This is a genomic window from Paenibacillus massiliensis 2301065 = DSM 16942 (genome assembly GCF_000377505.1).
GTDB classification, from domain to species: Bacteria; Bacillota; Bacilli; order Paenibacillales; family Paenibacillaceae; genus Paenibacillus; species Paenibacillus massiliensis.
This window is the reverse complement of sequence record NZ_KB898188.1, coordinates 37,501-63,339: the sequence shown is the minus strand read 5'-3', so window position 1 is coordinate 63,339 and position 25,839 is coordinate 37,501. Positions and strand designations below refer to the sequence as shown.

20 protein-coding genes and 2 riboswitches are annotated in these 25,839 nt (G+C 50.1%); of the genes, 16 read left to right on the top strand and 4 right to left on the bottom strand.

Features of this window, described 5'->3' with window-relative positions; genetic code table 11:
• Positions 1-290 precede the first annotated feature (290 nt).
• From gcvPB to gcvT, 3 genes are read right to left on the bottom strand one after another with little or no spacing between them, the layout of a single operon-like run.
• Positions 291-1,757 carry an aminomethyl-transferring glycine dehydrogenase subunit GcvPB gene (gcvPB, locus tag D328_RS0109190; RefSeq protein WP_018884700.1) on the bottom strand — a complete coding sequence of 489 codons (1,467 nt, stop codon included), beginning with the start codon at positions 1,755-1,757 and terminating at the stop codon, positions 291-293.
• Entirely contained in the window at positions 1,754-3,109 is a 1,356-nt protein-coding gene (gcvPA, locus tag D328_RS0109185) for an aminomethyl-transferring glycine dehydrogenase subunit GcvPA (RefSeq protein WP_018884699.1), read from the bottom strand. Before gcvPA ends, gcvPB begins: the two co-directional genes overlap by 4 nt.
• A gap of 38 nt (positions 3,110-3,147) precedes the next feature.
• Complete coding sequence (gene gcvT / locus D328_RS0109180; RefSeq protein WP_018884698.1) at positions 3,148-4,248, bottom strand: glycine cleavage system aminomethyltransferase GcvT; 1,101 nt, start codon at positions 4,246-4,248, stop codon at positions 3,148-3,150.
• 133 nt (positions 4,249-4,381) lie between these two features.
• Positions 4,382-4,466, bottom strand: a riboswitch (glycine riboswitch).
• Between the two features lie 3 nt (positions 4,467-4,469).
• A riboswitch (glycine riboswitch) is annotated at positions 4,470-4,630 on the bottom strand.
• Between the two features lie 365 nt (positions 4,631-4,995).
• On the opposite strand from gcvT, the gene gcvH reads away from it, so the two are divergent.
• From gcvH to D328_RS0109125, 11 genes are all read left to right on the top strand, one after another.
• Positions 4,996-5,388: a glycine cleavage system protein GcvH gene (gene gcvH / locus D328_RS0109175; RefSeq protein ID WP_018884697.1), complete on the top strand. Its 393-nt coding sequence runs from the start codon at positions 4,996-4,998 to the stop codon at positions 5,386-5,388.
• Between the two features lie 756 nt (positions 5,389-6,144).
• Positions 6,145-7,608 (top strand): PTS mannitol transporter subunit IICB, encoded by a 1,464-nt coding sequence (locus D328_RS0109170; protein ID WP_018884696.1) that lies wholly within the window; start codon positions 6,145-6,147, stop codon positions 7,606-7,608.
• 9 nt (positions 7,609-7,617) lie between these two features.
• The gene (locus D328_RS0109165) at positions 7,618-9,696 is read left to right on the top strand and encodes a BglG family transcription antiterminator (RefSeq protein ID WP_018884695.1); all 2,079 of its coding nucleotides are present in this window, start codon (positions 7,618-7,620) and stop codon (positions 9,694-9,696) included.
• Positions 9,693-10,127 (top strand): PTS sugar transporter subunit IIA, encoded by a 435-nt coding sequence (locus D328_RS0109160; protein WP_018884694.1) that lies wholly within the window; start codon positions 9,693-9,695, stop codon positions 10,125-10,127. The genes D328_RS0109165 and D328_RS0109160 overlap by 4 nt, the downstream gene beginning before the upstream one ends.
• A complete protein-coding gene (locus D328_RS0109155; protein WP_018884693.1) occupies positions 10,124-11,275 on the top strand; it encodes a mannitol-1-phosphate 5-dehydrogenase in 1,152 nt (383 codons plus the stop codon). The genes D328_RS0109160 and D328_RS0109155 overlap by 4 nt, the downstream gene beginning before the upstream one ends.
• Before the next feature lie 287 nt (positions 11,276-11,562).
• Positions 11,563-12,204: a hypothetical protein gene (locus D328_RS0109150; RefSeq protein ID WP_018884692.1), complete on the top strand. Its 642-nt coding sequence runs from the start codon at positions 11,563-11,565 to the stop codon at positions 12,202-12,204.
• A 158-nt stretch (positions 12,205-12,362) separates the two neighbouring features.
• Positions 12,363-14,873, top strand: a complete 2,511-nt coding sequence (gene pulA / locus D328_RS0109145) for a type I pullulanase (protein WP_018884691.1) — start codon at positions 12,363-12,365, stop codon at positions 14,871-14,873.
• Between the two features lie 73 nt (positions 14,874-14,946).
• Positions 14,947-15,420: a GNAT family N-acetyltransferase gene (locus tag D328_RS0109140; protein ID WP_018884690.1), complete on the top strand. Its 474-nt coding sequence runs from the start codon at positions 14,947-14,949 to the stop codon at positions 15,418-15,420.
• Between the two features lie 221 nt (positions 15,421-15,641).
• Positions 15,642-16,274: a 50S ribosomal protein L25 gene (locus D328_RS0109135; RefSeq protein WP_018884689.1), complete on the top strand. Its 633-nt coding sequence runs from the start codon at positions 15,642-15,644 to the stop codon at positions 16,272-16,274.
• A gap of 229 nt (positions 16,275-16,503) precedes the next feature.
• Positions 16,504-17,016, top strand: a complete 513-nt coding sequence (gene msrA / locus D328_RS0109130) for a peptide-methionine (S)-S-oxide reductase MsrA (RefSeq protein WP_025679782.1) — start codon at positions 16,504-16,506, stop codon at positions 17,014-17,016.
• 223 nt (positions 17,017-17,239) lie between these two features.
• Positions 17,240-18,727, top strand: coding sequence for a CAP domain-containing protein (locus D328_RS0109125; RefSeq protein ID WP_018884687.1), 1,488 nt, complete (start codon positions 17,240-17,242; stop codon positions 18,725-18,727).
• Positions 18,728-19,227: 500 nt separating this feature from the next.
• Here the strand turns inward: D328_RS0109125 and D328_RS0109115 are convergent, their stop codons facing one another.
• Positions 19,228-19,584 (bottom strand): DUF1304 domain-containing protein, encoded by a 357-nt coding sequence (locus D328_RS0109115; RefSeq protein WP_018884685.1) that lies wholly within the window; start codon positions 19,582-19,584, stop codon positions 19,228-19,230.
• 300 nt (positions 19,585-19,884) lie between these two features.
• Between D328_RS0109115 and D328_RS0109110 the strand changes: the two genes are divergently transcribed.
• From D328_RS0109110 to D328_RS0109090, 5 genes are all read left to right on the top strand, one after another.
• A complete protein-coding gene (locus D328_RS0109110) occupies positions 19,885-20,808 on the top strand; it encodes a proline dehydrogenase family protein (RefSeq protein WP_026281090.1) in 924 nt (307 codons plus the stop codon).
• 14 nt (positions 20,809-20,822) lie between these two features.
• Complete coding sequence (locus D328_RS0109105; protein WP_018884683.1) at positions 20,823-22,013, top strand: ornithine--oxo-acid transaminase; 1,191 nt, start codon at positions 20,823-20,825, stop codon at positions 22,011-22,013.
• Between the two features lie 147 nt (positions 22,014-22,160).
• Complete coding sequence (pruA, locus tag D328_RS0109100; protein WP_018884682.1) at positions 22,161-23,708, top strand: L-glutamate gamma-semialdehyde dehydrogenase; 1,548 nt, start codon at positions 22,161-22,163, stop codon at positions 23,706-23,708.
• A 219-nt stretch (positions 23,709-23,927) separates the two neighbouring features.
• Positions 23,928-24,902, top strand: a complete 975-nt coding sequence (locus D328_RS0109095) for an ABC transporter permease (protein WP_018884681.1) — start codon at positions 23,928-23,930, stop codon at positions 24,900-24,902.
• A gap of 34 nt (positions 24,903-24,936) precedes the next feature.
• On the top strand, positions 24,937-25,836 hold the full coding sequence (locus D328_RS0109090; RefSeq protein ID WP_018884680.1) for an ABC transporter permease: 900 nt from the start codon (positions 24,937-24,939) through the stop codon (positions 25,834-25,836).
• Positions 25,837-25,839: the final 3 nt, after the last annotated feature.

The window sequence follows — 25,839 nt, the reverse complement described above, 5'->3', positions numbered from 1 at the left end:
CGCTACTTGACAAGCTTTAGCATCCGTTTTTTTGAAAGGTCTGTAATTTTGTCTTTTTCCAACATCTAACCTTTCGCCGATAAGGCAGCCGGTATCCTAGGATACCGGCTTTTTTACGTTCACACCCAAAACATGAAAATAAAACATCCATCAACACCCTTGATAGGCCTGCTGATGGATGAGGGAGAAGAACTCTGCAATGCTTGGGCATTGCAATGATAATAATTAGGGTTGTCGACAGACCTTTACGCTTGCAGCGCCTCTATGGTGGGATTTAAGCTGCCGAAGGTCTAACTACACGCACAATTCAGCACAGGCTTCCGCGCAGCAGTAGTCTCGTCGAGACGGGTGACAGTCGTTGTATATGGAGCATTCAGCACGAGTTCAGAATTCTCCTCTGCTTCCTTGGCGATGTGAATCATCGTGTTAATGAACGCGTCTAGTGTCTCCTTGCTCTCTGTCTCGGTGGGTTCAATCATGATGCATTCCTCGACATTCAGCGGGAAGTATACGGTTGGCGGGTGATACCCAAAATCAAGCAACCGCTTCGCGACATCCAGAGTGCGGACGCCATATTGCTTGAGGCCTTTGCCAGACATGACGAATTCATGCTTGCAGATGCCTGGATAAGGAAGCTCGAAATAAGGAGCTAACCGATGCATCATATAATTGGCGTTCAGCACGGCGCATTCGGATACGTTGCGCAGACCAGATGGACCATAGGTACGAATGTAGGCATAGGCCCGTACCAGAATGCCAAAATTACCATAGTAGGCTTTGACACGTCCAATGGAGGAGTCTGCTTGTGTATCCCAATGATAGCTGCCTTGCTCATCCTTCACAACCAGTGGTTTGGGAAGGAAAGGGACGAGGAGTTGCTTTACACCTACCGGACCTGCACCGGGTCCACCTCCGCCGTGTGGTGTGCTCATCGTCTTGTGCAGGTTGAGGTGGACTACATCAAATCCCATGTCTCCAGGTCTAGTAATACCCATAATGGCATTGGAGTTGGCACCGTCGTAATAAAGCAGTCCACCTGCTCCATGCACAATGTCAGCAATGTCTGTTATCTGCGTCTCGAACAAGCCGAGTGTATTCGGATTGGTCAGCATGAGCGCCGCCGTATCTGTACCTACTGCCGTGCGGAGTGCATCAAGATCTACCAGTCCTTCGGCAGTAGACGGGATCGTCACCGTCTCGAAGCCCGCAACCGTAGCGCTGGCTGGATTGGTACCGTGCGACGAGTCCGGTACGATCACTTTGGTACGCTGCTCTCCCCGGCTCTCATGGTAGGCGCGAATCATCATCAGTCCTGTCCATTCTCCATGTGCTCCCGCAGCTGGCTGCAACGTCACCGCATCCATCCCAGTCAGACCAGCCAGATCCTGCTGGAGAGTGTAGAGGAGTTCCATAGCTCCCTGAATGCTCTCTTCAGGCTGGTACGGGTGGATCTTGGCTAGTCCTGCATAACGGGCGACATCCTCATTTACCTTCGGATTGTATTTCATCGTACAGGAGCCAAGCGGATAGAATCCGTTATCCACTCCGAAATTGCGGCGGGATAGCTCGGTATAATGCCGAATGACATCCACCTCAAATACCTCAGGCAACGCTGCGGGCTCGCTACGCAGGGCAAAATCAGGCAAAAGCTCAGCAACCGATTGCTGGGGGACATCACATTCCGGTAAGGAGTATGCGACACGGCCCGAACGGCTTCGTTCGAAAATAAGCGGCATATCTTGTTCAGGTCGGTTCATAACAATCCCTCCAACGTGCTAGCAAATTGGTCAATCTCTTCTTTGGTCCGCTGCTCTGTCACTGCAATCAGCATACAGTCTTTGTATTCCGCATAGGCTTTTCCGAGATCATACCCTCCGATGAAGCCAGCGGATAACAGACTGGACTGCAGCTTGGTCATGTCGGTGCCTTCTGGAAGTCGGATGCTAAATTCATTAAAGGTAGAAGAAGTAAAGGCAGGCTCAATGCCCGGGATTGAGGTCAAGCGTTCCAGTGCATATCTGCTCTTATGAAGATTCAGAGTTGCGACGTCCGCCATACCCTGTCTGCCCATTACGGACATATAGACGGAGGCAGAAAGAGCAAGCAGCGCCTGATTTGAGCAAATATTGGAGGTCGCCTTCTCCCGCCGAATATGCTGCTCTCTCGCCTGAAGGGTTAATACGAAGCCACGTTTGCCGTTGCGATCTGTAGTCTGGCCTACGATCCGCCCGGGAATTCGGCGCATATGCGCCTGGGAGACAGCGAAGTAACCGCATGTCGGTCCGCCGAGGGAGGTCGAGATACCCAGTGGCTGCGCATCGCCAACGACAATATCGGCACCAAGCTTGCCTGGAGCCTCCAGCAGTCCGAGTGATATCGGATTGGAGCTGACCACGAGCAGTCCCTTATACGTATGAATCAGCTCAGCTATAGCACGTACATTCTCAACAGCTCCGAAGAAATTCGGATTTTGTACGAGTACAGCTGCGGTCTCCTCATTCACTGCTGCTGCAAGCGCCTCAGCATCTGTCACGCCATTCTTGCAGCCGACCTCCACGATGTCGAGATTCAGACCATGCGCATAGGTAGCCAGCACCTCACGTGCCTCGGGATGAATGGCACGCGAGACGACAAGACGCTTGCGCCGTGTGGCCCCGGCAGCCAGCGAGCCAGCTTCGGCCAACGCTGTGGCACCGTCGTACATACTGGCATTGGCCACAGCCATGCCTGTGAGCTCGCAGATGTAGGACTGGAACTCAAAAATCGCCTGTAGCTCACCTTGGCTAATTTCCGGTTGATAGGGGGTGTATGCTGTATAGAACTCAGAGCGGGAAATGATGTGATTGATGACAGATGGAATGTGATGCTCATAGATGCCTGCTCCAAGAAAGCTGATATGGGAATCTGTATGAGCATTTCGATCTGCCAGACCAGCCATGTGGCGAGTCAGTGCGCGTTCGTCCAGACGGGAGGAGACAGGTAGTTCTCCTCTGAACCGGATGTTCTCCGGAATATCTTTGAACAGATCCTCGATGTTCTCCGCGCCAACGGTGCGCAGCATCTCGGCCTGATCTTGCTCGGTCATCGGTAAATAACGGTGCGGTTTCATGCAGCAACAGGCTCCTTCCAGATTCACTTTGTAGTGGGTTAGTGGCTTCGCTTGTAGAAAGGTGCAGGAACAACCTCTGCCTTGAGGAGCTTGCCGCGAATCTCAATCTCCAGCGGAGTGCCTACAGCCGTGTATCGACTATCAATGAGGGCCAATCCAAGGTTACGCTTCAACGTAGGGGATTGGGTTCCTGTAGTAATCTCGCCGATCTGTACTCCCTCAGCGAATACAGGATAGTGCGGACGAGGGATGCCGCGGTCAATCATCTCTACACCGACAAGCTTGCGTGGAACGCCGTTTTCCTTTTGTGCGAGCAGAGCGTCTCGCCCGACAAAGTCGCCTTTGTCCCATTTCACAAAGTATCCCAGACCCGCCTCCAGTGGTGAAATGCTGGAAGACAGCTCCTGACCGTAGAGTGCCAGCTTGGCTTCAAAGCGCAGTGTATCCCGCGCCCCGAGACCTGCCGGTAACAGACCGTGAGACTCACCTGCAGTTAGCAATGCCTTCCAGACTCCCGGAGCATCCTGAATAGGAAGATACAGCTCGAATCCGTCTTCACCTGTGTAGCCTGTTCGGGATACCAAGGCTTTATGTCCAGCTACCTCAACGTCTTCGGTGAAACGGAAGGACTGAAGACTGGCAGGCTCCAGTGAGCTGATGGAAGCAAGAATATCTGCAGCAGCTGGTCCCTGAAGCGCCAAGAGCGCGGTGTCATCGGAGACATTATGCATACTGACCTTTCCGGTAAGATGCTTTTGTAGCCATTCCCAGTCTTTGTCGATGTTGGAGGCATTCACAACCAGCATATAGCGTCCCTCTCCACGCTTGTAAATCAGCAGATCATCTACAACTCCGCCATCGGGATAGCAGAGCAGCGTATATTGGGCCTGACCGTTCTCCAGTCGGCTTACATCGTTGGTTGTCATCTGCTGAAGAAATTGCTCGGCATCTGCTCCCTCCACGGTGAACTCACCCATATGCGAGACATCGAACAGTCCAGCCTGCTGCCTTACCGCCTCATGTTCCTTCACAATTCCGCTGAATTGGACTGGTAGCTCCCAGCCTCCAAAATCAATACATCGTACACCTGGTAGCTCGCCATACAATGGGAACAGCGAGGTTTGCTTTAATTTGCCCATGGTCTGTCACCTCATCATCATGATTCGTACTACATTTCCTAAGCGTCTCATGTTGTTCCAGGTCATGCAAAAAAGGACAGCCCAAAAAATGCGCCACGGAGCCATACTGCTACCGTGATCCATCATTCTTTGGCTCTGTCCTTGATACCTGAGAGTTACCCCATGCGAGCACAGGTTTCCCCTTGGGTGACCCACCGTGTGGTGGATTCTCTCCAGAGTTGCGTCCGGTAAAGGTCCTTTTGCCTGAGAGATTCACAGACGGTGCTGCTTACTCCTTCGGCGCTACCTGTGGTCCTGCGACAATGGCTCAGCCTGACCTGATCGAAATACACCAGCTAATGCCAGATATTCGATCATTGATAATCTCTCCCTATACCTTCATCCGCATCGTTCGTCACGTTGTTATGATTTTGTGTATTGCCACAGGTTCGTGTATGCTGTACCTATATAACCATTAATACGCGATTCATAGATGTATGTCAACAAAATTATCATATTCTATGAAATTAATCACATTCATGGCTGATCCTTCCTGATCTTCGCGCCGAATCACTAGCGGGAGGACAAAGTTCTTTATAACTTCAGACATTTTTGTGAGCTATATTGACACCATATTCAACCTTGGCGTAATCTTATCGTGTAATAGCTGATACTGGATAATGTATGGTAAATCGATGCTGCATGGATGAATTAAACGCTGCATAGACCTTGAAATGACCAACGATCATTAGGAAATGAGGATGAAGCATGAGCGAGGTAAGAGATAACTATCTGTACAGTGAAGAGCATGAATGGGTGCGCAAGACGGATGCAGGCACATTGCTCGTTGGCATCTCTGATTTTGCACAGCATCAATTGGGTGATATCGTGTTCGTTGAGCTACCTGAAGAAGGAAGCGTAGTTACTGCTGGGGAAGGCATTGGTACGATCGAATCTGTCAAGACGGTATCTGACTTGTTCGCACCTGTGAGTGGAACGATTGTGAAAGTGAATGGTGCCTTGGAGGCATCTCCTGAGCTGGTCAATTCCTCACCTTATGAGGAGGGCTGGATGATAGAGATTGAGTTGGATGATAACGCGGAGGAGGCTTTAGCCAAGCTTCTGAGCCCTGAGGCCTATACAAGCCATGTAGCAGATTGAGGTTGACCACTATTCGCTTTCATGTAGTTTCTTGAGAGTTGCTTGAGAAATATGCGACTTTGGAGAGAATGAATTAGCTTAAGTGACTATGTCCGATTTTGTTGGCTAATGTCATATTAGGGTTACTTATATGTTATATTTATGTCGTGTTTGAGTTGCCTAAGTATGATAATTGAGTCCTCATATCTACTCCTACAACAATTAGTCGCAACTGACAACTGTGTGAATCTTGCGAAAATAGTGTGATTGAGATAGAACAAGAACTAATATTTTGACCAGATTAAATGTGAGTAAAGGCCCGCTGTAAGCGGGACCCTGTCGACTGCTAGACGCTATATCAAGCGTGTTGATTCCCCTTCTAAGGAAGGGAGTCAGCACGCTTTTTTGCGATGTGCAAAATTTGTCGTTTGTCTCAAATGAGCTGCTTGTGAAAAGGGCATACTTTCAGTCAGATAGGTACTGCTCCCTACAGGCTGATGTCCGGAAGTTATGCTCTTTGATTTTGAAAATGAAATCGGCTCAAGCTTAATTGATCCTTATGTATCAAGGCTTTGTGCTCCATATTTAAATGATGTCATCAAGGTTCATGACGGCAGTTGGTTTTCATTTGATTGTAGAAGATACCGTTTTCATCTACCATGAATTTAAGAAGTTAAGCATTTAGCTTTTTATTTCATTCATCTGGCACGACGTAATACCTAGTTCAAAGGTCATGATGTTGGAGCACAGATTTTACTTTTTGAGGAGGGTATCAATATGAGTTCAGTGGACGCAAAGTCCCAAAAAAGCGGAGGCATCCGAGTAGGGGTACAGAAGTTCGGCCGTTTCTTGAGCGGTATGGTAATGCCGAATATGGGGGCCTTTATTGCCTGGGGTCTGATTACGGCCTTGTTCATCCCGACAGGATGGATTCCGAATGAGGAGCTTGGCAAGCTTGTAGGCCCAATGATTACTTACTTGCTTCCATTATTGATCGGTTATACCGGTGGTACCATGGTGCATGGTCAGCGTGGTGGTGTAGTCGGTGCAATCATGACCATGGGTGTCATTGTAGGGGCAGACATTCCAATGTTCCTCGGCGCAATGGCAGCTGGTCCATTTGGTGCTTGGGTCATCAAGCAATTTGATAAGGCTGTAGATGGGAAGATCAAGTCTGGCTTTGAAATGTTGGTTAACAACTTCTCGGCAGGTATTATTGGTGGTCTGCTGGCATTGGCAGCGCACGTAGCGATTGGACCTGTCATTCAGGCCATCAGTCAGTTCTTGTCTGCTGGTGTAGCAATCCTGATGAATGCAGGGCTTCTGCCACTGGTCAATCTGTTGATCGAACCAGGTAAGGTTCTGTTCCTTAACAACGCAATCAACCACGGTATTCTCACGCCACTGGCTACAGAGCAAGCAAGTCAGTTGGGCAAATCAGTTCTGTTTATGCTCGAATCCAATCCAGGTCCTGGTCTGGGAATTCTGCTGGCTTACTGCTTGTTTGGCCGCGGAACTGCGAAATCCTCAGCTCCCGGTGCGGTTATCATCCACTTCTTCGGCGGGATTCATGAAATCTACTTCCCTTACATTCTGATGAAGCCGATCCTGATCATCGCTGCAATGGCTGGTGGTATCGCAGGTACAGCTACATTCATGATGACAGGTGCTGGTCTTGTAGCGGCTCCGTCTCCAGGTAGTATCTTCGCTTACTTCCTGATGACGCCAAAAGGCGGATATCTTCCAATGCTGGCTGGTGTAGCTGTAGCTGCAGTCGTGTCCTTCCTGGTTGCAGCGGTTCTGCTGAAGACAGGTAAGCAAAAAGAAGAGGATCTGGAAGCAGCTTCTGCAAAAATGAAGGAAATGAAGAACCAAGGCAAATCCGACAACAAGATCGTAGCAAATGATAACAAAGAAGCAGATCGTGCAGCAGGCATCGCTGCTGACAACATGAAGGCCGAAGTGAACAAGATTGTGTTCTCCTGTGATGCAGGTATGGGCTCCAGTGCGATGGGTGCATCGATTTTGCGAAAAAAAATGAAAGAAGCTGGCGTCGATGTAGTCGTGACGAATACAGCGATCAGTGAGATTCCACAGGATGCGGATATCGTCATTACGCAGCAGACGCTGACAGATCGTGCGAAGACGGTTGCACCGAATGCTGAGCATATCTCGATTGATAACTTCTTGAAGAGCCCCGAGTATGAGGCACTGGTGGAGCGCCTCAAATCCGGTTCCTGATGAGAAGCGATGAATATAACCAAGAGACAACGTGAAATTCTGGAGTTCCTGCTGCAACAGACAAAAGAAGTAACGGCTGGAGATATTGCAGCCCGTATCAATGTCAGCACAAGAACAATTCTTCGAGAACTTAGCGCAGTCGAGAAAAAGCTCGTATCCCACGGGATCGAGCTCAAAAAGAAATCCGGGGTCGGTATCTATCTAGATGCCGATCCCTCACGGCTTTCTCAGCTCAGGCAACAATTGTTTCAGGTTGAGTCTGTAGAATGGACGCCGGAGGAACGAAAGATCTATGCATTATGCGTGCTGCTAGACGACCCAGAGCCGATTAAGCTCCTGTCGATCGCTTCGGACCTCAAGGTAACCGTGGTCACGGTCAGTCATGATCTGGATGAATTGCAGTCCTGGATCGAGAAGCGAGGACTTACGCTTGTGCGCAGACGCGGATACGGAGTCGAGATTACAGGCAAAGAATCCGATATCAGGCGGGCCATGGCGGAGCTAGCTCTGGAGCATCTGGATGAATCGGATCTGTTCAGTCCAGACCAGATTGGGCAGGAATCTCCGGCGATGGAGAAGCTCATGGAGATCATCGGGCGCGAGCATCTTCTTACGGTAGAGAATGCACTATGGCAGCCGCATAGCCCGTGGCTCGACAGTATGGTCGAGAGCAAATATATGGAGCTGTTGATCCAGCTATCCGTCTCCATTGCCCGCATTCGAAAGGGCTGCCGGGTAGAGACGCTGGAGCTGAAGATCAAGCAGGAGCATGAGGCTGAAGAGGAACGAGTTCGTTCTGCAATGGTCGAACGCATGAGTACGGAGCTATCGGAGGCCCTGGGAGTGGAGCTGTCCGAGACGGAGCGAAAGTATTTCAAGCAGCTGTTCCGATTTGCAGAGAATGACTCGACGCGCTTGCTGCCGCTGGACGATCTGGAGGTGCTGGAGATCGTTGGAGAGCTGATCCGGCGAGTGGAGATATTGACGGATACGCATTACAGCGAAGACCGGCTACTGCGTGAGGGATTAATTGCCCATGCTGAACCAGTGATTAAACGCCTGAAGGAAGGGAATGCCATCCGCAATCCTCTCCTTCAACAGATCAGACGGGATTATGAGGAGCTATTCGAGGCCGTGAAGGAAGCGGCTGTTGGAATGACAGATGTGCTGCTACCGGATGAGGAGATCGGATTTCTGGTCATGCATTTCGGTGCTTCGGCGGAGCGGCTACGTCAGCTGCAAAGGGATGTAAGAGCGATTGTGGTATGCACAAGCGGTATTGGCTCATCGCGGCTGCTGGCGACTCGGCTTGGCAAGGAGCTGCCACAAATTCGCATTATTGACCGCGCTTCATGGTACGAGGCGGCCCGGATTCCTAAGGAGGACTACGATCTGATCATCTCAACCGTGGATCTTCCTCTGGAGCCAGACCGATATCTCAAGATCAGCCCGCTCCTCACGCAGGAGGAGAGCGATCGACTGCGACATTTTATACAGCATATTACGCTCAGTAAGGAAAATGGCAAGCCTAAGGCAGCAGCGGAGCCTACTCAAGGATTGGGATGGTTAATGGGGCTACGTGACAGTCTACAGGAAATCGTAAGAATCATTGAGGACTTTCAGATCTATCCGGTGGATAACCGGAACTTGGCGTTGAGGGAACTCATGCAACAGCTGTGTACCTCCGAGGTGGGGAGGGGAACCGTTCGTAATCCAGACGCTGTCGCAGAGCTTCTGCTAGAGCGTGAACGGCACGGAAGTCAGGTAATTCCTGATACGCCGTTAGCCCTCTTCCACACTCGAAGTCCGGATGTACAGCGGCCTACTCTTGCACTGTACCATCTGGAGGAGCCATTGCTGCTGGATGAGGCGCGTGATCCTGTTACGCAGATTTTGCTGATGCTGGGTCCGCGCGAGCTACCCAAGGAGAGCCTGGAGGTACTAAGCGAGATCAGCGCATTATTACTACAAGAAGAATTAATTATGCTTCTGGAGAAGGGAAGCCGGGAAGAGATCTCATCGTATTTATCTGATCGCCTGGCTGAATTCTTCCGCAGCAAACTAGAGACAGGGAGGACCATACTATGAGCATTATGACAACAGATAAGGTGAAAATGAACGCTACGGCGACTGACAAATACGAGGCGATCCGCATGGCAGGACAGATCCTGCTTGATGCGGGACATATTTCGGCAGAGTACATCGACAAAATGCTGGAGCGTGAGGAGATTGTCTCCACTTATGTAGGCAATGGGCTTGCCATCCCTCACGGCACGAAGGAATCCAAGTCCTTCATTCATTCCACAGGTATTTCCATTATTCAATTTCCACAAGGCGTTGATTTTGGTGAAGAGAAAGCTTATATGGTTATCGGGATTGCCGCCCAAGGTGGAGAGCATATGGAGATTCTGACCGGAATTGCCGTTGTCTGCTCCGACGATGAGAATATGAACAAGCTGCGCTCTGCAAGTACACCGGAAGAGATCATTGCGCTCTTCGAGAGTGAGATGGAGCTATGAAGGCCGTCCATTTTGGTGCCGGTAATATCGGCCGTGGCTTCATTGGCCTGTTGCTGTCCCGAGCGGGTTATGAGGTCATTTTCTCAGACGTCAATGATACGCTTGTCTCTGCGCTTAGCAGTCGTCATGAATATACAGTGGAGCTGGCTAATGATGCGAAGGATACAGAGCAAGTCACTAACGTAACAGCCATCAGTGGAAAAAATGCTCAGGAGGTAGCTGCAGCGGTAGCTGGAGCAGACATCGTGACGACGGCGGTGGGCGTTAATATCCTCAAAGCGATTGCGCCTGGCATTGCCCAAGGCATCTCACAGCGCTTGAATGCTGGAGCACAGCCACTGCACATTATCGCTTGCGAGAATGCGATTGGTGGCAGTCAGCAGCTGAAGGAGCATGTGTACGCCTTGCTGGATGAGGAGACACGCACCAAGGCTGAAGGTGTCATCTTCTTCCCGAATGCAGCGGTGGATCGGATTGTTCCGATTCAGCATCATGAGGACCCGCTATACGTGCAGGTTGAGCCTTTTTATGAATGGGTGGTTGATCGTTCGCAAATGTCGCCAGACCACGCAGAGATTGGTGGCGTACATTATGTAGACAATCTGGAGCCTTACATTGAACGCAAGCTGTTCACCGTTAATACCGGGCATTGCGTAGCAGCCTATCTGGGCTATGCGGCAGGCTTCTCGACCATTCAGGAAGCCATCGCGGATGAGCAGGTACTCGCGTCTGTGAAGGGTGCGCTGGAGGAGACTGGTGCGGTACTGGTGAAGCGATTTGGCTTGGATCAGGCAGAGCACGACAAGTATATCCTTAAAAATCTGGAGCGATTCCGTAACCCGAACTTGACCGATGAAGTATCGCGTGTCGGCCGTTCGCCGCTACGCAAGCTGTCACCGAATGATCGTCTGGTGCGCCCTGCGCTTCAAGCTTATGAATACGGTATTCATCCGAAGCATCTCTTGCAAGGAATGGCAGCGGCCTGCATCTTCCAGAATGACGAGGACCCGGAAGTAGCAGAGCTGCAAGCAGTTATTCAGAACGAGGGTATTGCAGCCGCCATTACGCGCTACACAGGCATTGCTGCGGATCATCCTCTGCATCAGCAGATCGTGGCGGAATATGAGCAATTGAAGCGCACGAATTAATTCATTTAAAAAAATAACATGGTTAGTCTCAAGTGACTATAGAGCTTGTGCCTGACCAAGATTTCAGCAAGCACTCTGTATGGCCCAAGCGGCATACAGGGTGCTTTTTTAATCTGAATAATCTGGTAAAGGTAATTTTAGGGAATGGGAATCAGGAAAGAAAGTCTTCAGATAATTGAGGGTAAGGAGTAGTGCAATGTGCTGAAAATAACAATATAGACACTTCATATTTTGGAATTATGCCATAATGAACGGTATAATATGGAGAATTATAGGAGGGGTCCTTATTGTTACAGCAATGGTATGATAAAATAATACGAAATCTGGCAGCGCCCTACATAGTATTATATGCACTCTTTCGATTCCTGAATGTATCCTGGATGTGGCCGGTGCTCGATACGGTATCTACTGTGCTGTACATAGCTTTGTGTACGGCCTGGATGTGGCGGGTAAGAAAGAATACGCTGCGGCGTGTGCCACAGCTATGGCTTGCCCTGATCTACTTGATGCTGCTGTTTGGGGTCATATCCTACCCATGGATGGTGCTGCCTTGGATTCTACTGTATCCACTATTGAGAAAGACTTCTGAGCATCGCTTGAAGAGGCTGGGTGCAGGGCTGGTGTATGGGGTATTTGTACTTATGATGGTTCTGGTACTGCTCGTCCATCTCCTGGCCTCGGTTATGGTATCTATTCAGGATGTTGCTGAAGCAGCATCCCCCGACGGCATTCACCTGGTTACGGTGACGCAGGTGGATCAAGGGGCACTTGGGGTCGACTTCAAGACAACATTGGGTACGAGAATACTGTATGTGTTCCGCCAATCGAGAGTGATCTCCAACGAGGATTACTATGGGGGCAAGGTGTGGTGGGAGGATCATGACAGCTTCCACGTGGAGGAACGAACCTACCATCTGTCCGAGCTGTGATGGGCTGGTGCTGAGGAGTTCGGTATAGTCCATGCATAAGTTGATGATAGGGTAATGTGTAAATACGGACTTACAGCTCGGTAGACGAGTAGCCGCTTGAAGGATTATACACGGAATTTGTTCTTTTTAATGTAGACAATTTTCTTGGTGGTGATACGATGACAAGCAATTTCTCTCTGGCTACGGCCTATACAGACCGCAAGCTGGGTCTATCCTATACAAGACAGATGAGCCATTTTAGCCTGTGGGCACCGACGGCAGATCAGGTCCAGCTCGTCATCTATGCGAATGCAGGAAGCTATGATGAAGAGGGGCAGGTAAGACAGGATGAGGGTGGCCTGGAATGGTCCATGCATCGACATGATGATGGTGTGTGGGAGGCTTGCGTTGATGGGGATTGGGCTGGCCATTACTACATGTATAAGCTAACCTTCGGCAAGCATGATATTCGTTATGCCGCTGACCCTTATGGGCGGGCGGTCACGGCGAATGGACAGCGATCTGCTGTACTGGACCTGCGCTCTACCGACCCTGCTGGCTGGTCTGAGGATCGACGTCCTGACTGTGCACATCCTACAGATGCTGTTATTTATGAGCTGCATGTCCGGGATTTCTCGGCTGATCCGGATGCGGACTTTGAAGGGGATCGTGGTCGGTTTTCCGCTTTTACAAGGACAGGTCTATGCAATAAGGATGGAGAGGCCATTGGCCTGGATCACTTGAAGGATTTGGGTATTACTCATGTACATCTACTTCCGATAGCCGATTGCCATACCATTGATGAACTGGCGGACCCTGCCCATTCTCCGCAATATAACTGGGGGTATGATCCCCAGCATTACAATGTGCCAGAGGGCTCTTATGCTAGCGACCCGCGTAATCCAGCTGTACGAATCAGAGAGTTCAAGGAGCTCGTGCTGGCTCTGCACAGGGCAGGGATTGGTGTCATATTGGATGTGGTCTACAACCATACGTATGCTTTGGAGGAAGGTCCCTTCGAGCCGATCGTACCGGGTTATTATTATCGTCAAAACCAGCATGGTGAATGGTCTAACGGCTCTGGTGTCGGTAACGAAGTGGCCAGCGAGCGTCCAATGGTACGCCGATATATTAAGGATTCGCTTCGCTACTGGGCAGAAGAGTATCATGTTGACGGCTTCCGCTTCGATCTGCTGGGGCTGATAGACACTCCGACCGTGGCAGAGCTGACCAAAGAGCTGAGAGAAGAAGTCTACGCGGGGATGCTGATCTATGGAGAGCCATGGACAGGCGGGGAATCACCACTTCAGGAAAAGACCTTGAAGGGGAGCCAGCGAGGCAAGGGTTTTGCGGTATTCAACGATCATTTTCGGGGAGCGATCAAGGGGGATAGTGATGGAGAAGGGTCCGGCTTTGCTACAGGTGCATGGGATAGAGAAGGCGAGATTATGCAAGGAGTTCGGGGAGCGATCTATGATTTTACGAAGGCTCCTTCCGAATCCATCAATTATGTCACAGCTCATGATAATTTGAATCTGTGGGACAAGATTATTACGGTGCGGCAGCTGCGCGGGCACTGTGCCTTCCCGGATTGGGATCAGGGTGAGCCGAGAGATGGCCGCTCTGCTGAGGAAGCCGTTCGGGATGCGGACCCTTATGCACTACTGGATCAAAACCAACTGATGGAGGATGAGACAGTGCGTCGCTCTTTACTCTCGAATGGCATTGTCTTGACCTCACAGGGCATCCCCTTCATACATGCAGGGGATGAAATACTGCGCTCCAAGTACGGTGATCATAACAGCTATCGCAGCGGGGATGCCGTTAATTGTATTCGCTGGACCCATAAGACGCGTTTTCGTACTGTCTTTGACTACTATGCAGGTCTGATCCTGCTTCGGCGCAGTCATCCGGCATTTCGATTGCAGTCAGCTGAGCTGGTGGAGCAGCATCTGGAGACGCTGCGTGAGAGCGATCATACCGTGGCCTACCGGTTGCACAGCTACGCTGGTGGGGATACGTGGCGAAATATTGTGGTCATCTATAACGGGTCGGATCGTGAGCAGACAATGTTCCTGCCGGAAGATTCGGAATGCTGGCATATTGTTGTGAATGAGCGGCAAGCGGGCACAGACACTTTGGACATCGTATGTGGTGATCGTGTTACGGTGCCGCGTTGGTCGATCATGGTGCTTCATGATGCGATGCCTTCTACTGATCCTGTCACCGTCGAGGAACAGGAAGGCCAAGTGCAAGTTGCCTTGTCGGCAGAAGTCCGTGTTGCTGACCCCGTTACGATAGAAGATAGAGGGCAGGATTGTCATTCCATGCTGCACCCATCTGAGAATCCACACCTCGATCTAGACCCATGCTCGTACTCGTCACCCCACCCCTATCGAACAATAACTTTGTACTACGAGCGTCCTGATCAGTCTTATGAAGGCTGGAATGTCTGGGTGTGGGGAACCGGGCTGCAGGATGGGCAGATCTCGCTGGAGAGGATCGAAGACGGGCGGGCAGTGGCCCATATCCGAGTAGCTCCTCATGTGCGCAGAGTCGGTTACATTCTCAGACTGAAGCAGTGGGAGGCCAAGGATATCGAGATGGATCGTTACATTGATATCCGACCCGATGAGCAGTATATGCAGGTGCTTGTTCGTAGTGGTATCGTACGAGAGACCGCAGTGTAATATGGGTCATAAACGGATTGTAGAATGCTAAGAACAGTCTTCGAAAGCTGTTGTAGAGGAGCGAGGTTACAGGATGAACGTGTCTTACTTGGCAGTGCAGGCAACCATTCATGATCTGGATGATCTGGTGCCATTATTCGATCATTATCGGAGTTTCTACCACCAGCCTTCGGACGTGAAGGCAGCACGAGAATTTTTGCTGGCGAGGCTGGAGCATGCGCAATCGATGATCTACATTGCCAGAGATTCGGCTACTAGTCAAGCAGTAGGCTTCGTGCAGCTCTATCCCAGCTTTTCTTCTATCTCTATGAAGAGAGTATGGGTGCTAAATGATCTGTATGTACAAGAGGACCGTCGCCGCCAAGGTGTCGCAGAGCTGCTACTGGAGCAGGCTAGAGGCTTCGCGGTGAAGACAGGCGCCAAAGGAATTGAGCTATCCACTGCTCCAGACAATGCAACAGCCCAAGCGCTGTATCATAAGCAAGGGTATACAAAGGACGATGAATTCATACACTATTTTCTAGACCTGACCAAAAAGTCGCACTAGTGCGGCTTTTTTTCGTTAAGTAGGGACTGACAAAAGCGTTCTTTCACCTCGTAAAACAATATTTTTAGGCGAATAAGGGGTCAATTTTTGAAAAAAGGGTAAGTATACTTATGGCTTGTCATGCTTATAATGCTAGCAGGCTTGCTTATAATAGCTACTATGCTGTCCTGTTACAGGATGGCGATGATCCATGTAAGGGATACCTAAGGAGGTTCAATACCATGGCTAATCAAGGAAAGAGCAATCAACTGACGGCAGAGAACAGAACCGAGACTAAAGGAGCAGCATTACGCCAACTAAGATTGAGCGGTCGCGTTCCGGCAGTGGTGTATGGTTCAGAGATGGACGGAACACCGGTTAGTGTCGATGCCAAGGATTTCAGCAAGATCATGCGTACAGGTCGTACGGAGATGTTCGATCTGGAGCTGGGTGGCAAGAAAATTCCCGTATTGATTAAGGATTATCAGGAGCAGGATGGAAGATTCCTGCATGCTGATTTCTTGAAAATATCTAAAAATAAACCAATTCGCGTAAAGGTAGCGATCGACTTCCAAGGTACGGCAGCAGGCACCAAGACCGGAGGAATATTGCAGGTACAGGAGACAGAGATCGAGATCGAGGCACTGCCAGCGGATCTTCCGTCCGCAATTGAAGTGGATATCTCGGGTCTCGATGTTGGTGACAAGCTGAGCGTAGGTGATATCAAGCTACCTGACAGAGTTACCTTGATGGCAGATGAAGCCGGGGTAATCGCTTCAGTAATCGTACCGCGCATTGCCGAGACGGAGGAAGAGTCTGAGCCTGAAGCTTCGGCAGAAGGCACTGAAGCTGAAGCGAAGCAGTCAGAAGAATAATGACTTTCCATCGCTTAAGCTCTATTGTGTAAAGGCCGGCCGGCCAGGGAAATGCTCCTTGACTGGCCTGTCTTTTTGCTATGAATGAGAACGGTCAGCTTGGAATTATGAATGGAATCCGCTTATAATGATGAAGCCGAACGGTACAATGATGAAGCCAAATGGTACAATAGTGTCCAAGCAGAATAAATACCATATCAAGTTGGAACTGAAGGAGATCGATCGTATGATACAAAAGGCAACCTTTGCCGGCGGATGCTTCTGGTGCATGGTAACTCCATTTGATGAGCTGCCAGGCATTCATGGGATCTTGTCTGGATATATGGGAGGCACTACCGATAACCCTACATATGAGGAAGTAAAGACAGGAACGACAGGCCATCTTGAGGTCGTAGAGATTACTTATGATGATGAAGTTTTTCCATATTCGAAGCTGTTGGAGCTGTATTGGGTGCAGATTGATCCGACGGACGCAGAGGGGCAATTTCATGATCGGGGAAGTCAGTATCGCACAGCCATATTTGTGCACAATGAAGAGCAACGCGTGCTTGCCGAGCAATCCAAACAAGAGCTTGTGGCCAGCGGTCGCTTCGATCAGCCGATAGTGACAGAAATCCGGCCAGCGGAGGTCTTCTACCCTGCAGAGGATTACCATCAGGATTATCATAAAAAAAATCCGAAGCATTACAAAGAAGACCGGGAGAAGTCAGGCCGTGATTCGTTCATTCAGAATCATTGGTAATCTGTAGTCAACCTATTAAAACACAGTGCTATCTACTCAGGATGCAGCTGTGTTTTTTTGCATGTCGGAGCTTGCTCAGAGCTTTGAGCGTGATGTGAAGCAGTATGTAGCATGATGTGAAGCAGCACCCAAGAAAATAAAATTTTAAAGATAATATAACAAATTTTCCCTTAAATGTCGATATACACTTAGTATTGACATAATGAAGGGAGATTTGAATTACATGGTTCGACTCAAAACAACATTTCGTCTATTGCTAGGGCTGCCGCTGGTCGGCATGCTGCTTCTGCTCTGGAACTCTTCAGTGGCACAAGCCAGCTCAGTAGACAGCCTGCTGCCTGAGCGCAGCAAGCAAGAGATTATCCAGCAGTGGAACTTATGGATGGATGATAATGTGTCTGGTCCTTTGTATACAGAGGAGCCTTCCACACGTTATCCTTTCGTTGCAGGTGCTGTTAACGAGCGTTACTTGGAGCAAGCATTGAATGCATCCAATTTCTATCGTTTTCTTACAGGGCTACCAAGTGATCTTGTGCTTGATTCCGCTCTGAACCGTCAAGCCCAGCATGGAGCTGTTCTTGTCTCTACTGCTGATTTCCTGACCCATTTTCCTCCGCAGCCAGCAGGCATGACTAAGGAATTTTTCGATCTGGGTGCCAAATCAGCTTCGACTTCCAATCTGTATGCTTCTTACAGCTCTAGCAAAAATCTTGCAGTGGAAAGCGTGCATGCCTATATGGATGATTCCGACTCCAGTAATATTGCTAATCTTGGCCATCGTCGGTGGGTGTTAAATCCACAACTGAAACAGGTTGGATTCGGTATTGCGTCGCTGATTAGACCAAACAACTCGTACGCAAGCCATTACAGTAGCATGCAGGTATTGGATACCAGCCGTTCCGGAAGGGTTAATTACAATTACAGCTTGTATCCGAACAAAGGGGCTTTTCCTATTGAAGCCTTCAATGGTAATCAAGCCTGGTCTGTACAATTGAACCCGGATGTCTTTGCGAAGCCGTCCAATAACAGTGTACAAGTAGAGATCGTTCGTTCCTCGGATCAACGCACCTGGGTTTTGGGAGCACAGCATCAGAATGGAACGGGTCAAGGGAAGGCTTTCTTTAACGTGAGCCCCGATGGATATGGCTCTGGTTATGGAGTTATTTTCCGTCCGGATGGAATCAAATCCTTGAAGGATGGGGATACGTTCAATATTCGTATTACTGGCTTGAAGAAGAAGAACGGTTCGTCCGCAGAAATCGCGTATCAGACTCGTTTCTTCTCAGTTGAGAATGGTAGTCCGGACCCTGGAGAGGAACAGCCTCCGGGAGAAGAGCAGCCACCAGGAGAAGAGCAGCCTCCGGGTGAAGAACCTCCAGGTGAAGAACAACCACCGGGCGAGGAGCAGCCAGGAGATCATCTGCCGAATCCACTGGTTCAGGTGGAGTATACAGGAGACCATACCTTGAAGATCAGAGGTACAATCACTAAGTATGCCAATGAGACATTCACCCTGCGCATTCACGGTGCTGCCCCTGAGGAGCCGTTCATTCAGACGACACGTGTTAAGCTGGATCAACAGGGCCGCTTCAGTCTGACGGTTCCTAATCTGGGTGCTCCTGAGCTCAATGTGTACCTGTCTGTTAGCGATCAATTGACATATCTGCTTAATATGACGAGCAATTCTGACGTTACGTATTCGTTCGAATAAGTATTGCTTGAATAAGTATTTGCTCAATACGGATCAGACGTTATATCGTATCTACGAATAAATATAATTTACAACAATAGCCATGAAGCTCTAAGCGCTTGCCATGGCTATTGTTATTCATGTGAAGTCTGTTAATTCAACGGATATCAGGCTTCAATCTGAAAAGGACGAGATATCTGTTGACAGATATCCCAAGACAAGTTAAAATCCTTCTAAACAGGTTGGAATTATGGTCATAACAAGTCTAAGATGTTTAAGGTGAAGGAGAGGGATTGGATGAACTGGCTTGTTCATTTTTTTGAATGGTGGGGCTCCACAGTATGGTCTAAGCAACATGAGGAGCTGGATCATAATGCATATCTTTGCTATGATCTGCTAGGTCACTCGTTTCATTAATCTCTTTCACGTCATTAAATTTCATACTAGTCTTGTATAAATTACACAGGCGTCAGACCAGCTACCAAGCTGTAGATCTGACGCCTGTTTTATTGTCTAGGGCTTTAGGTGAGCCAGACCAACAGCAATGTAATCAGTGCAGGCATTGCCTGTACGAACAGAATGGACCGCTTGGAGGTCAAGCCTCCGAACAAGCCGGCCACAAGCACACAAAGCAAGAAGAAGACCTGTATCTGCTGTCCAGTACTAGCTACCGGATGAGCCAGCCCCCATATCAGACCTGCCGCGAGAAAAGCATTATATACCCCTTGATTGGCAGCAAGCGTCTTGGTCTGCGCTGCGAACTCTGGAGTCGTTGCGAAGGCCTTGCGTGCCCGCGGTGTCGTCCAGAAGAAAGTCTCTAACAGAAATATGTACACATGAAGCGCTGCAACAAGACCTACGAATATAGCTCCCAACATACAATGATTCCTCCTATTCTTATTAAGCTTACAACATAAATCTAATAATCCTTATGGATTGCTAACAAATGGATTGCTACCAACTCATCTTGTATATATTACTCTCAACTTATATTGAATACAAGCATTAAGCTCCACAATAAATCCATGCAGCAATGACAAATAACAGAAGGCTGACAAGCCTGGTCTGCAATAAATCGGCATGAAGCCTCATATGCTGTAAGGCATAGGCTATCGCAATACGGTGATGGGCTGACACCAGTTGATAGATGGATGAACAGATGAGGGAGAAGAGGTGATCTGGAGAGCATGCTGCGCAATACGCTGCTATATTTGTCCAGAAGTGAAAGAGCCAACCGTCTAGCCAGAAGTCATGGACTGCGGCTAGGGGCAGATCGTTTTGTCGCAGGAGAGACATTGGAGGATGCTTTACAGAAGGTGTGGGAATTGAATGAACAGGGGATACTGGCGACCCTGGACCATTTGGGAGAGTTCGTGGCGAGTGAGGAAGAAGCAACAGCAGCCGCTGCGGAGGCAATCCGGAGCATCCAGGCTATTGCCGGGACGGGAGTGCAGGCCAATCTATCCGTCAAATTAACACAGCTGGGGCTTGAACTGCCGGGAGAGGTCTGCATCGCGCACATGAGGAGAATTGTCGGAGAGGCGAAGCGCTGCGGGGGCTTTGTACGCATTGATATGGAGGACTATGCACATAACGAAGCTACTCTCGCCATATTCGAGCAGCTATACGAAGCGTACGGAGGAGCTCATGTCGGACTGGTGCTACAGGCATATCTTCGCAAAACGGCTGAAGATATGGAACGATTGTCCCGGCTTGCCCCGAATTACAGGCTGGTCAAGGGAGCTTATAAGGAGGCTGCAGAAGTCGCTTACCCTGATAAGCAGGAGGTGGATGATCAATTCAAGCGGATTATTCGCCTGCAACTGGATCAAGGGCATTATGCCGCAGTGGCTACTCATGATGAAGGAATTCTGGAGTATGTTCGCACCTATGTCCACGAGCAAGGGATCTCTAACCAAGCTTTTGAATTTCAAATGTTATATGGTATTCGTCCGCAATTACAGCAGCAGTTGGCTGCAGAAGGATACAAGGTTCGAGTATATGTACCTTATGGAACCGAATGGTATGGGTATTTTATGCGCCGAATGGCCGAGCGGCCGGAAAATCTGACGTTTGTGCTCAAGTCGATATTCAGGCGTTGAAAGGAGTGGGTGGCATGGGGCGGGCAAGACAGATTATGGAGCAGACAGAGCAGCTTGGAGCACATAATTATCACCCTCTGCCCATCGTCATAGCGAAGGCCGAAGGTGTATGGGTCGAGGACCCGGATGGTCGGCGCTACATGGATATGCTAAGCGGCTATTCAGCACTGAACCAGGGTCATCGGCATCCACGAATCATTGAGGCACTGAAGCAGCAGGCGGAGCGTGTGACACTCACCTCACGTGCTTTCTACAATGAGCCACTTGCAGAGCTGCTTGCTAAGCTGACAGCCTACACGGGCAAGGAAATGATTTTACCCATGAACACAGGTGTGGAGGCTGTTGAGACAGCGATCAAGGCAGCTAGACGTTGGGGGTATCGGACGAAGGGCATAGCGGATCAACAAGCAGAGATTATTGTATGTCATGGGAATTTTCATGGCAGGACATTGACGGCAACCTCTCTATCCTCGGAAGCAGCTTATCGTCAGGATTTCGGCCCGTTCATACCGGGCTTCAAACCCATCCCTTATGGAGATGCACGGGCTCTGGAGCAGGCGATCACGCCTAATACAGCTGCTTTTTTGATGGAACCCATTCAGGGAGAGGCAGGGATCATCATTCCACCGCAGGGCTACTTGCAGCAAGTTCGCAAGCTCTGCACCGAGCATGGGGTTCTGTGGCTGGCAGATGAGATTCAGACGGGCTTCGGACGTACTGGCAAGCGTTTTGCCTGTGATTGGGAGCAGGTAGAGCCTGATGTGTACATGTTAGGAAAAGCGCTGGGAGGCGGCGTGCTCCCTGTCTCGGCGGTAGCAGCCAATCGGGACATTCTGGAGGTATTCGAGCCAGGCTCCCATGGTTCTACGTTCGGCGGGAATCCACTGGCGAGTGCCGTAGCTGTGGCTGCGCTGCAGGTCATCGAAGATGAACAGCTCGCTGATCGCTCGTTGCGGTTGGGAGAGCTGCTGCTGAAGCGATTAAGACAGATCCAGCATCCTGAGCTGGTTGAGGTACGTGGTCGTGGGCTGTTCATCGCAGTGGAGACCAAGGGGCCTGCAAGACCTTACTGTGAGCGACTTCAGCAGACAGGTCTGCTGTGTAAGGAAACGCGTGAACGGGTCATTCGTCTGGCTCCTCCGCTAGTGATTACGGAGGCGGAGATGGACTTCGCAGCCAAACGTGTGGAGCAATTATTTAGGTAGGAAGAAGCCCGGAAGTCAAGGGCTGTATAAGCAGAAATCCTGCTGGCAAAAAGCCGATTGTTCGAGCAGGAATGCAGGTATGCTCGTAGATAACGGGGACCTGCTATCATTTTGTAATCCATATTCATGGAAAGGTGGTTATAAGCAATGATCCCCTATCGCCCAGAACCCTTCACGGATTTTACGCTATCCGCACAACACATGGCCCTCGAAGAAGCCGTCAGGCTGGCACGAACAGATATAGGTCAGGTCTATCCGCTGATCGTGGGGGGCAGGCGCATTGAGACAGAGACCTTCGATTCGCTTAATCCTTCCCGTTCGGCAGAAATCGTAGGCCGTGTCTCCAAGGCTGATGCAGGACTAGCGGAGGAGGCACTTCAGCATGCAGCTGTAGTATTCGAATCCTGGTCCCGTGTGTCTGTGGAGCAACGGGCTCGACTGCTGCTGAAGGCCGCGGCAGCTCTGCGTCGTCGCAAGCATGAGTTCACAGCCTGGTTAATGCTGGAGGCGGGCAAGACCCGTGCCGAAGCCGATGCGGATACTGCGGAAGCCATTGATTTCATGGAGTACTATGCACGGCAGGCATTGGACATGAATGCGTGGGCTACGGCGAGATTGATCCCGTATTCTGGTGAGGATAACGAGCTACAGTATATTCCGCTTGGTGTAGGCGTAGTGATCTCACCGTGGAATTTCCCGCTGGCAATTATGGCTGGCATGACGATGGCTGCCGTCGTGACGGGTAATACGGTCGTGTTGAAGCCTGCCAGCGCGACGCCAGTAGTCGCCTATAAGTTCGTGGAACTGCTTGAGGAGGTGGGAATGCCGTCAGGGGTCGTGCAGTATCTCCCCGGAAGTGGCGCGGAGATTGGTGATCTGCTGGTATCTCATCCTTTGACTCGCTTCATCTCTTTTACAGGCTCCAGAGAGGTGGGGCTACGGATATTCGAGCAATCCGCCCGGACAGGGCCGGGGCAAAAATGGCTGAAGCGGTTCGTGGGCGAGTTGGGTGGCAAGGATGCGATTATCGTGGATGACTCAGCTGACCTGGAGGCTGCCGCACGTGCAATTGTGGCCTCGGCCTTTGGCTTCTCGGGTCAGAAGTGCTCCGCTTGCTCACGGGCCATCGTACATGCTGACGTGTATGATGTGGTGCTAGCACGCTGTACGGAGCTTACACTGGCCCTTCAGGTAGGAGATGCTCTGGACGCTAGCAGCTCGCTGGGTCCTGTTATTGATGCTGCGGCCTACAACAGCATACTGAAGTATATTGAGCAGGGACATATGGAGGGAAGGCTCGTTGCAGGTGGGGGCAAGGCCGGGGAGGGTGGCTATTTTGTAGAGCCTACGATCTTTGCCGACGTACCTCCGACTGCTGCGCTGATGCAGGAGGAAATCTTCGGACCGGTATTAGCCTTTAGCAAGGTAGATAGCTTCATGCAAGCCCTTGAGGTTGCTAATGGGACAGATTATGGACTGACTGGGGCCGTATTCTCCCGTAATCGCGACCATCTGGAGCTGGCACGCAGGCAGTTCCATGTGGGGAATCTATACTTTAATCGCAAATGTACAGGGGCGCTGGTCGGCGTACACCCTTTCGGCGGCTTCAACATGTCAGGTACAGATTCCAAAGCGGGTGGACCGGATTATTTACTGCAGTTCACCCAGCTTAAGCTGGTATCCGAACTATTATAGGGATGTAAAAAAGTATTGCGTCTACTCGGGTGTGTAGAGTAACCGAGAATGGACGCTTGCCTTTCTGCAAGTGTATATCTTCATACAATGAAATCTCCGGCAGCCCACAATGTCGGGGATTTCGCTATGCACAGAAAAGGCTGCTGCAGACGACCCTCGCAAGGGCTGCGCACTGAACCTTGTCGTTATATCCATTTCGGATCGTAAGGAGGAGAACACTTGGTTACCTATGTATCAAGAAGGCTGGCGACTGGAGCGCTGGTTGTGGTCGTTGCCATCGTATTGAATTTTATACTGACCTACTTGGCTCCTGGAGACCCCATCCGTATCTTGTCCGGAAAGGATAACCCATCACCGCAAGCCGAAGCAGCTCTTCGCGACAAATATGGATTGGATCAGCCCATTACGACACAACTGGCATATTATGCCGCCAATCTGCTACAAGGTGACCTTGGGGAATCTATGCTTAGCGGAAGGCCTGTAGCTGAGATGATTCGTGAACGTGTGGGACCAACGCTGCTGCTGACACTTACTACAGTGATATGCTCGCTCGTGATCGGTACTGTCCTCGGCATGTATTGTGCGCGTAGGTCAGGCTCAAGACAGGATTCTGTCATTTGTGCCTTAACGTATGTATTCGATGCTATCCCCACATTTTGGTTAGGCATGATGAGTATTCTATTGTTCGCATCCACACTGCAATGGCTACCAACGGCTGGAATGGTGGATATGCGGACCGAGCATGAGGGCTTCACATATGTCTTGGATGTATTACGTCATTTATGCTTACCTGCCTTGACCCTGATTTTGGGTAATGTGCCGTATTTCTTTAGGATTGCCCGTGCTTCCGCTCTTCAGGTCATGACCGAAGATTATGTCCTCATGCTGCGTGCAACAGGGATGAAGGAGAGTCGGATTTTTCACAAATATGTATTGCGGAATGCTCTTCTTCCTACTATTCATCTCTTTGGGATGAGTCTGGCCTTCATTGTTACAGGAGTAGCTATGGTGGAAATCGTTTTTTCTTGGCCAGGTATGGGAAGCTTCATGATGAACGCCATTTCACGCAGGGATTATCCGTTGCTGATGGGCTTATATTTGATATTGTCCATATCGGTCGCCGTCTCCATGCTGCTGATGGATATTGTAAGCGCGTGGATTGATCCCAGAATACGTTACAGTCAATCCATATGAAGAATGAAGGAGGGAAGCATGACATGCGGGCTGTATGAACTGCATTGCTGCCTCTCAGCGAAGTGGACAAGCTGGACCTCCACAGGGTTTGCATCGCAGAGTGCTGTTGCAATTTCGTCGTATACTGCAGCTTCGACTGGGGCTGATGGGTCTGAGCATCATTCTGTGCATGGCAGCAGGTGCGCCATGGCTGGCCACACATGATCCATTTGCTCTAGCTGATGAACTGATCGCTCCCCCGGGACGTGAGCATTGGATGGGTACAGACGGACTAGGACGGGATATCTTTAGTATGCTTTTGTATGGCGCACGAACCTCATTACTGATTGGGCTAGTGGCGGCATCCGTCTCTGCTGTAATCGGAACCGTCGTTGGAGGGTTAGCAGGCTATTATGGAGGACGGATCGATATCGTGCTGTCGGAGCTGAACAATCTGGTTCTGATGCTTCCAACCTTCTTCCTCGTGTTGATTGTGGTTGCGATGTTCGGTGGAAGTATGGTCCATTTGATGCTCGTTATCGGTCTCACTAGCTGGGCCAGCAATGCACGGATCATGAGGGCGCAGACCCTGTCGCTAAGAGAGCGAACCTTCGTGTTGAGCCTGATAGCCATTGGGAAGAGCCGTGCTGCCATTCTCTTCAGACATATTCTACCCAACGCTATAGCTCCTGTCCTGGTCAATACCACCACAAATATTTCTGTAGCCATCGTTATGGAATCGAGCCTGAGCTTTCTGGGGCTAGGGGATGCTGGTGCCATAAGCTGGGGACGGATGGTGTATAGCGGACAAGCCTATTTGACTACAGGCTGGTGGATTTCAATAGCTCCAGGTCTGATGATCATGCTGACAGTCTTATCCTTTTATCTGATCGGAGATGGTCTTCAGCGGCTGCTAAATCCGAGACAGGAGAGCGGACCGTGGGGCGAAAGATAGGGG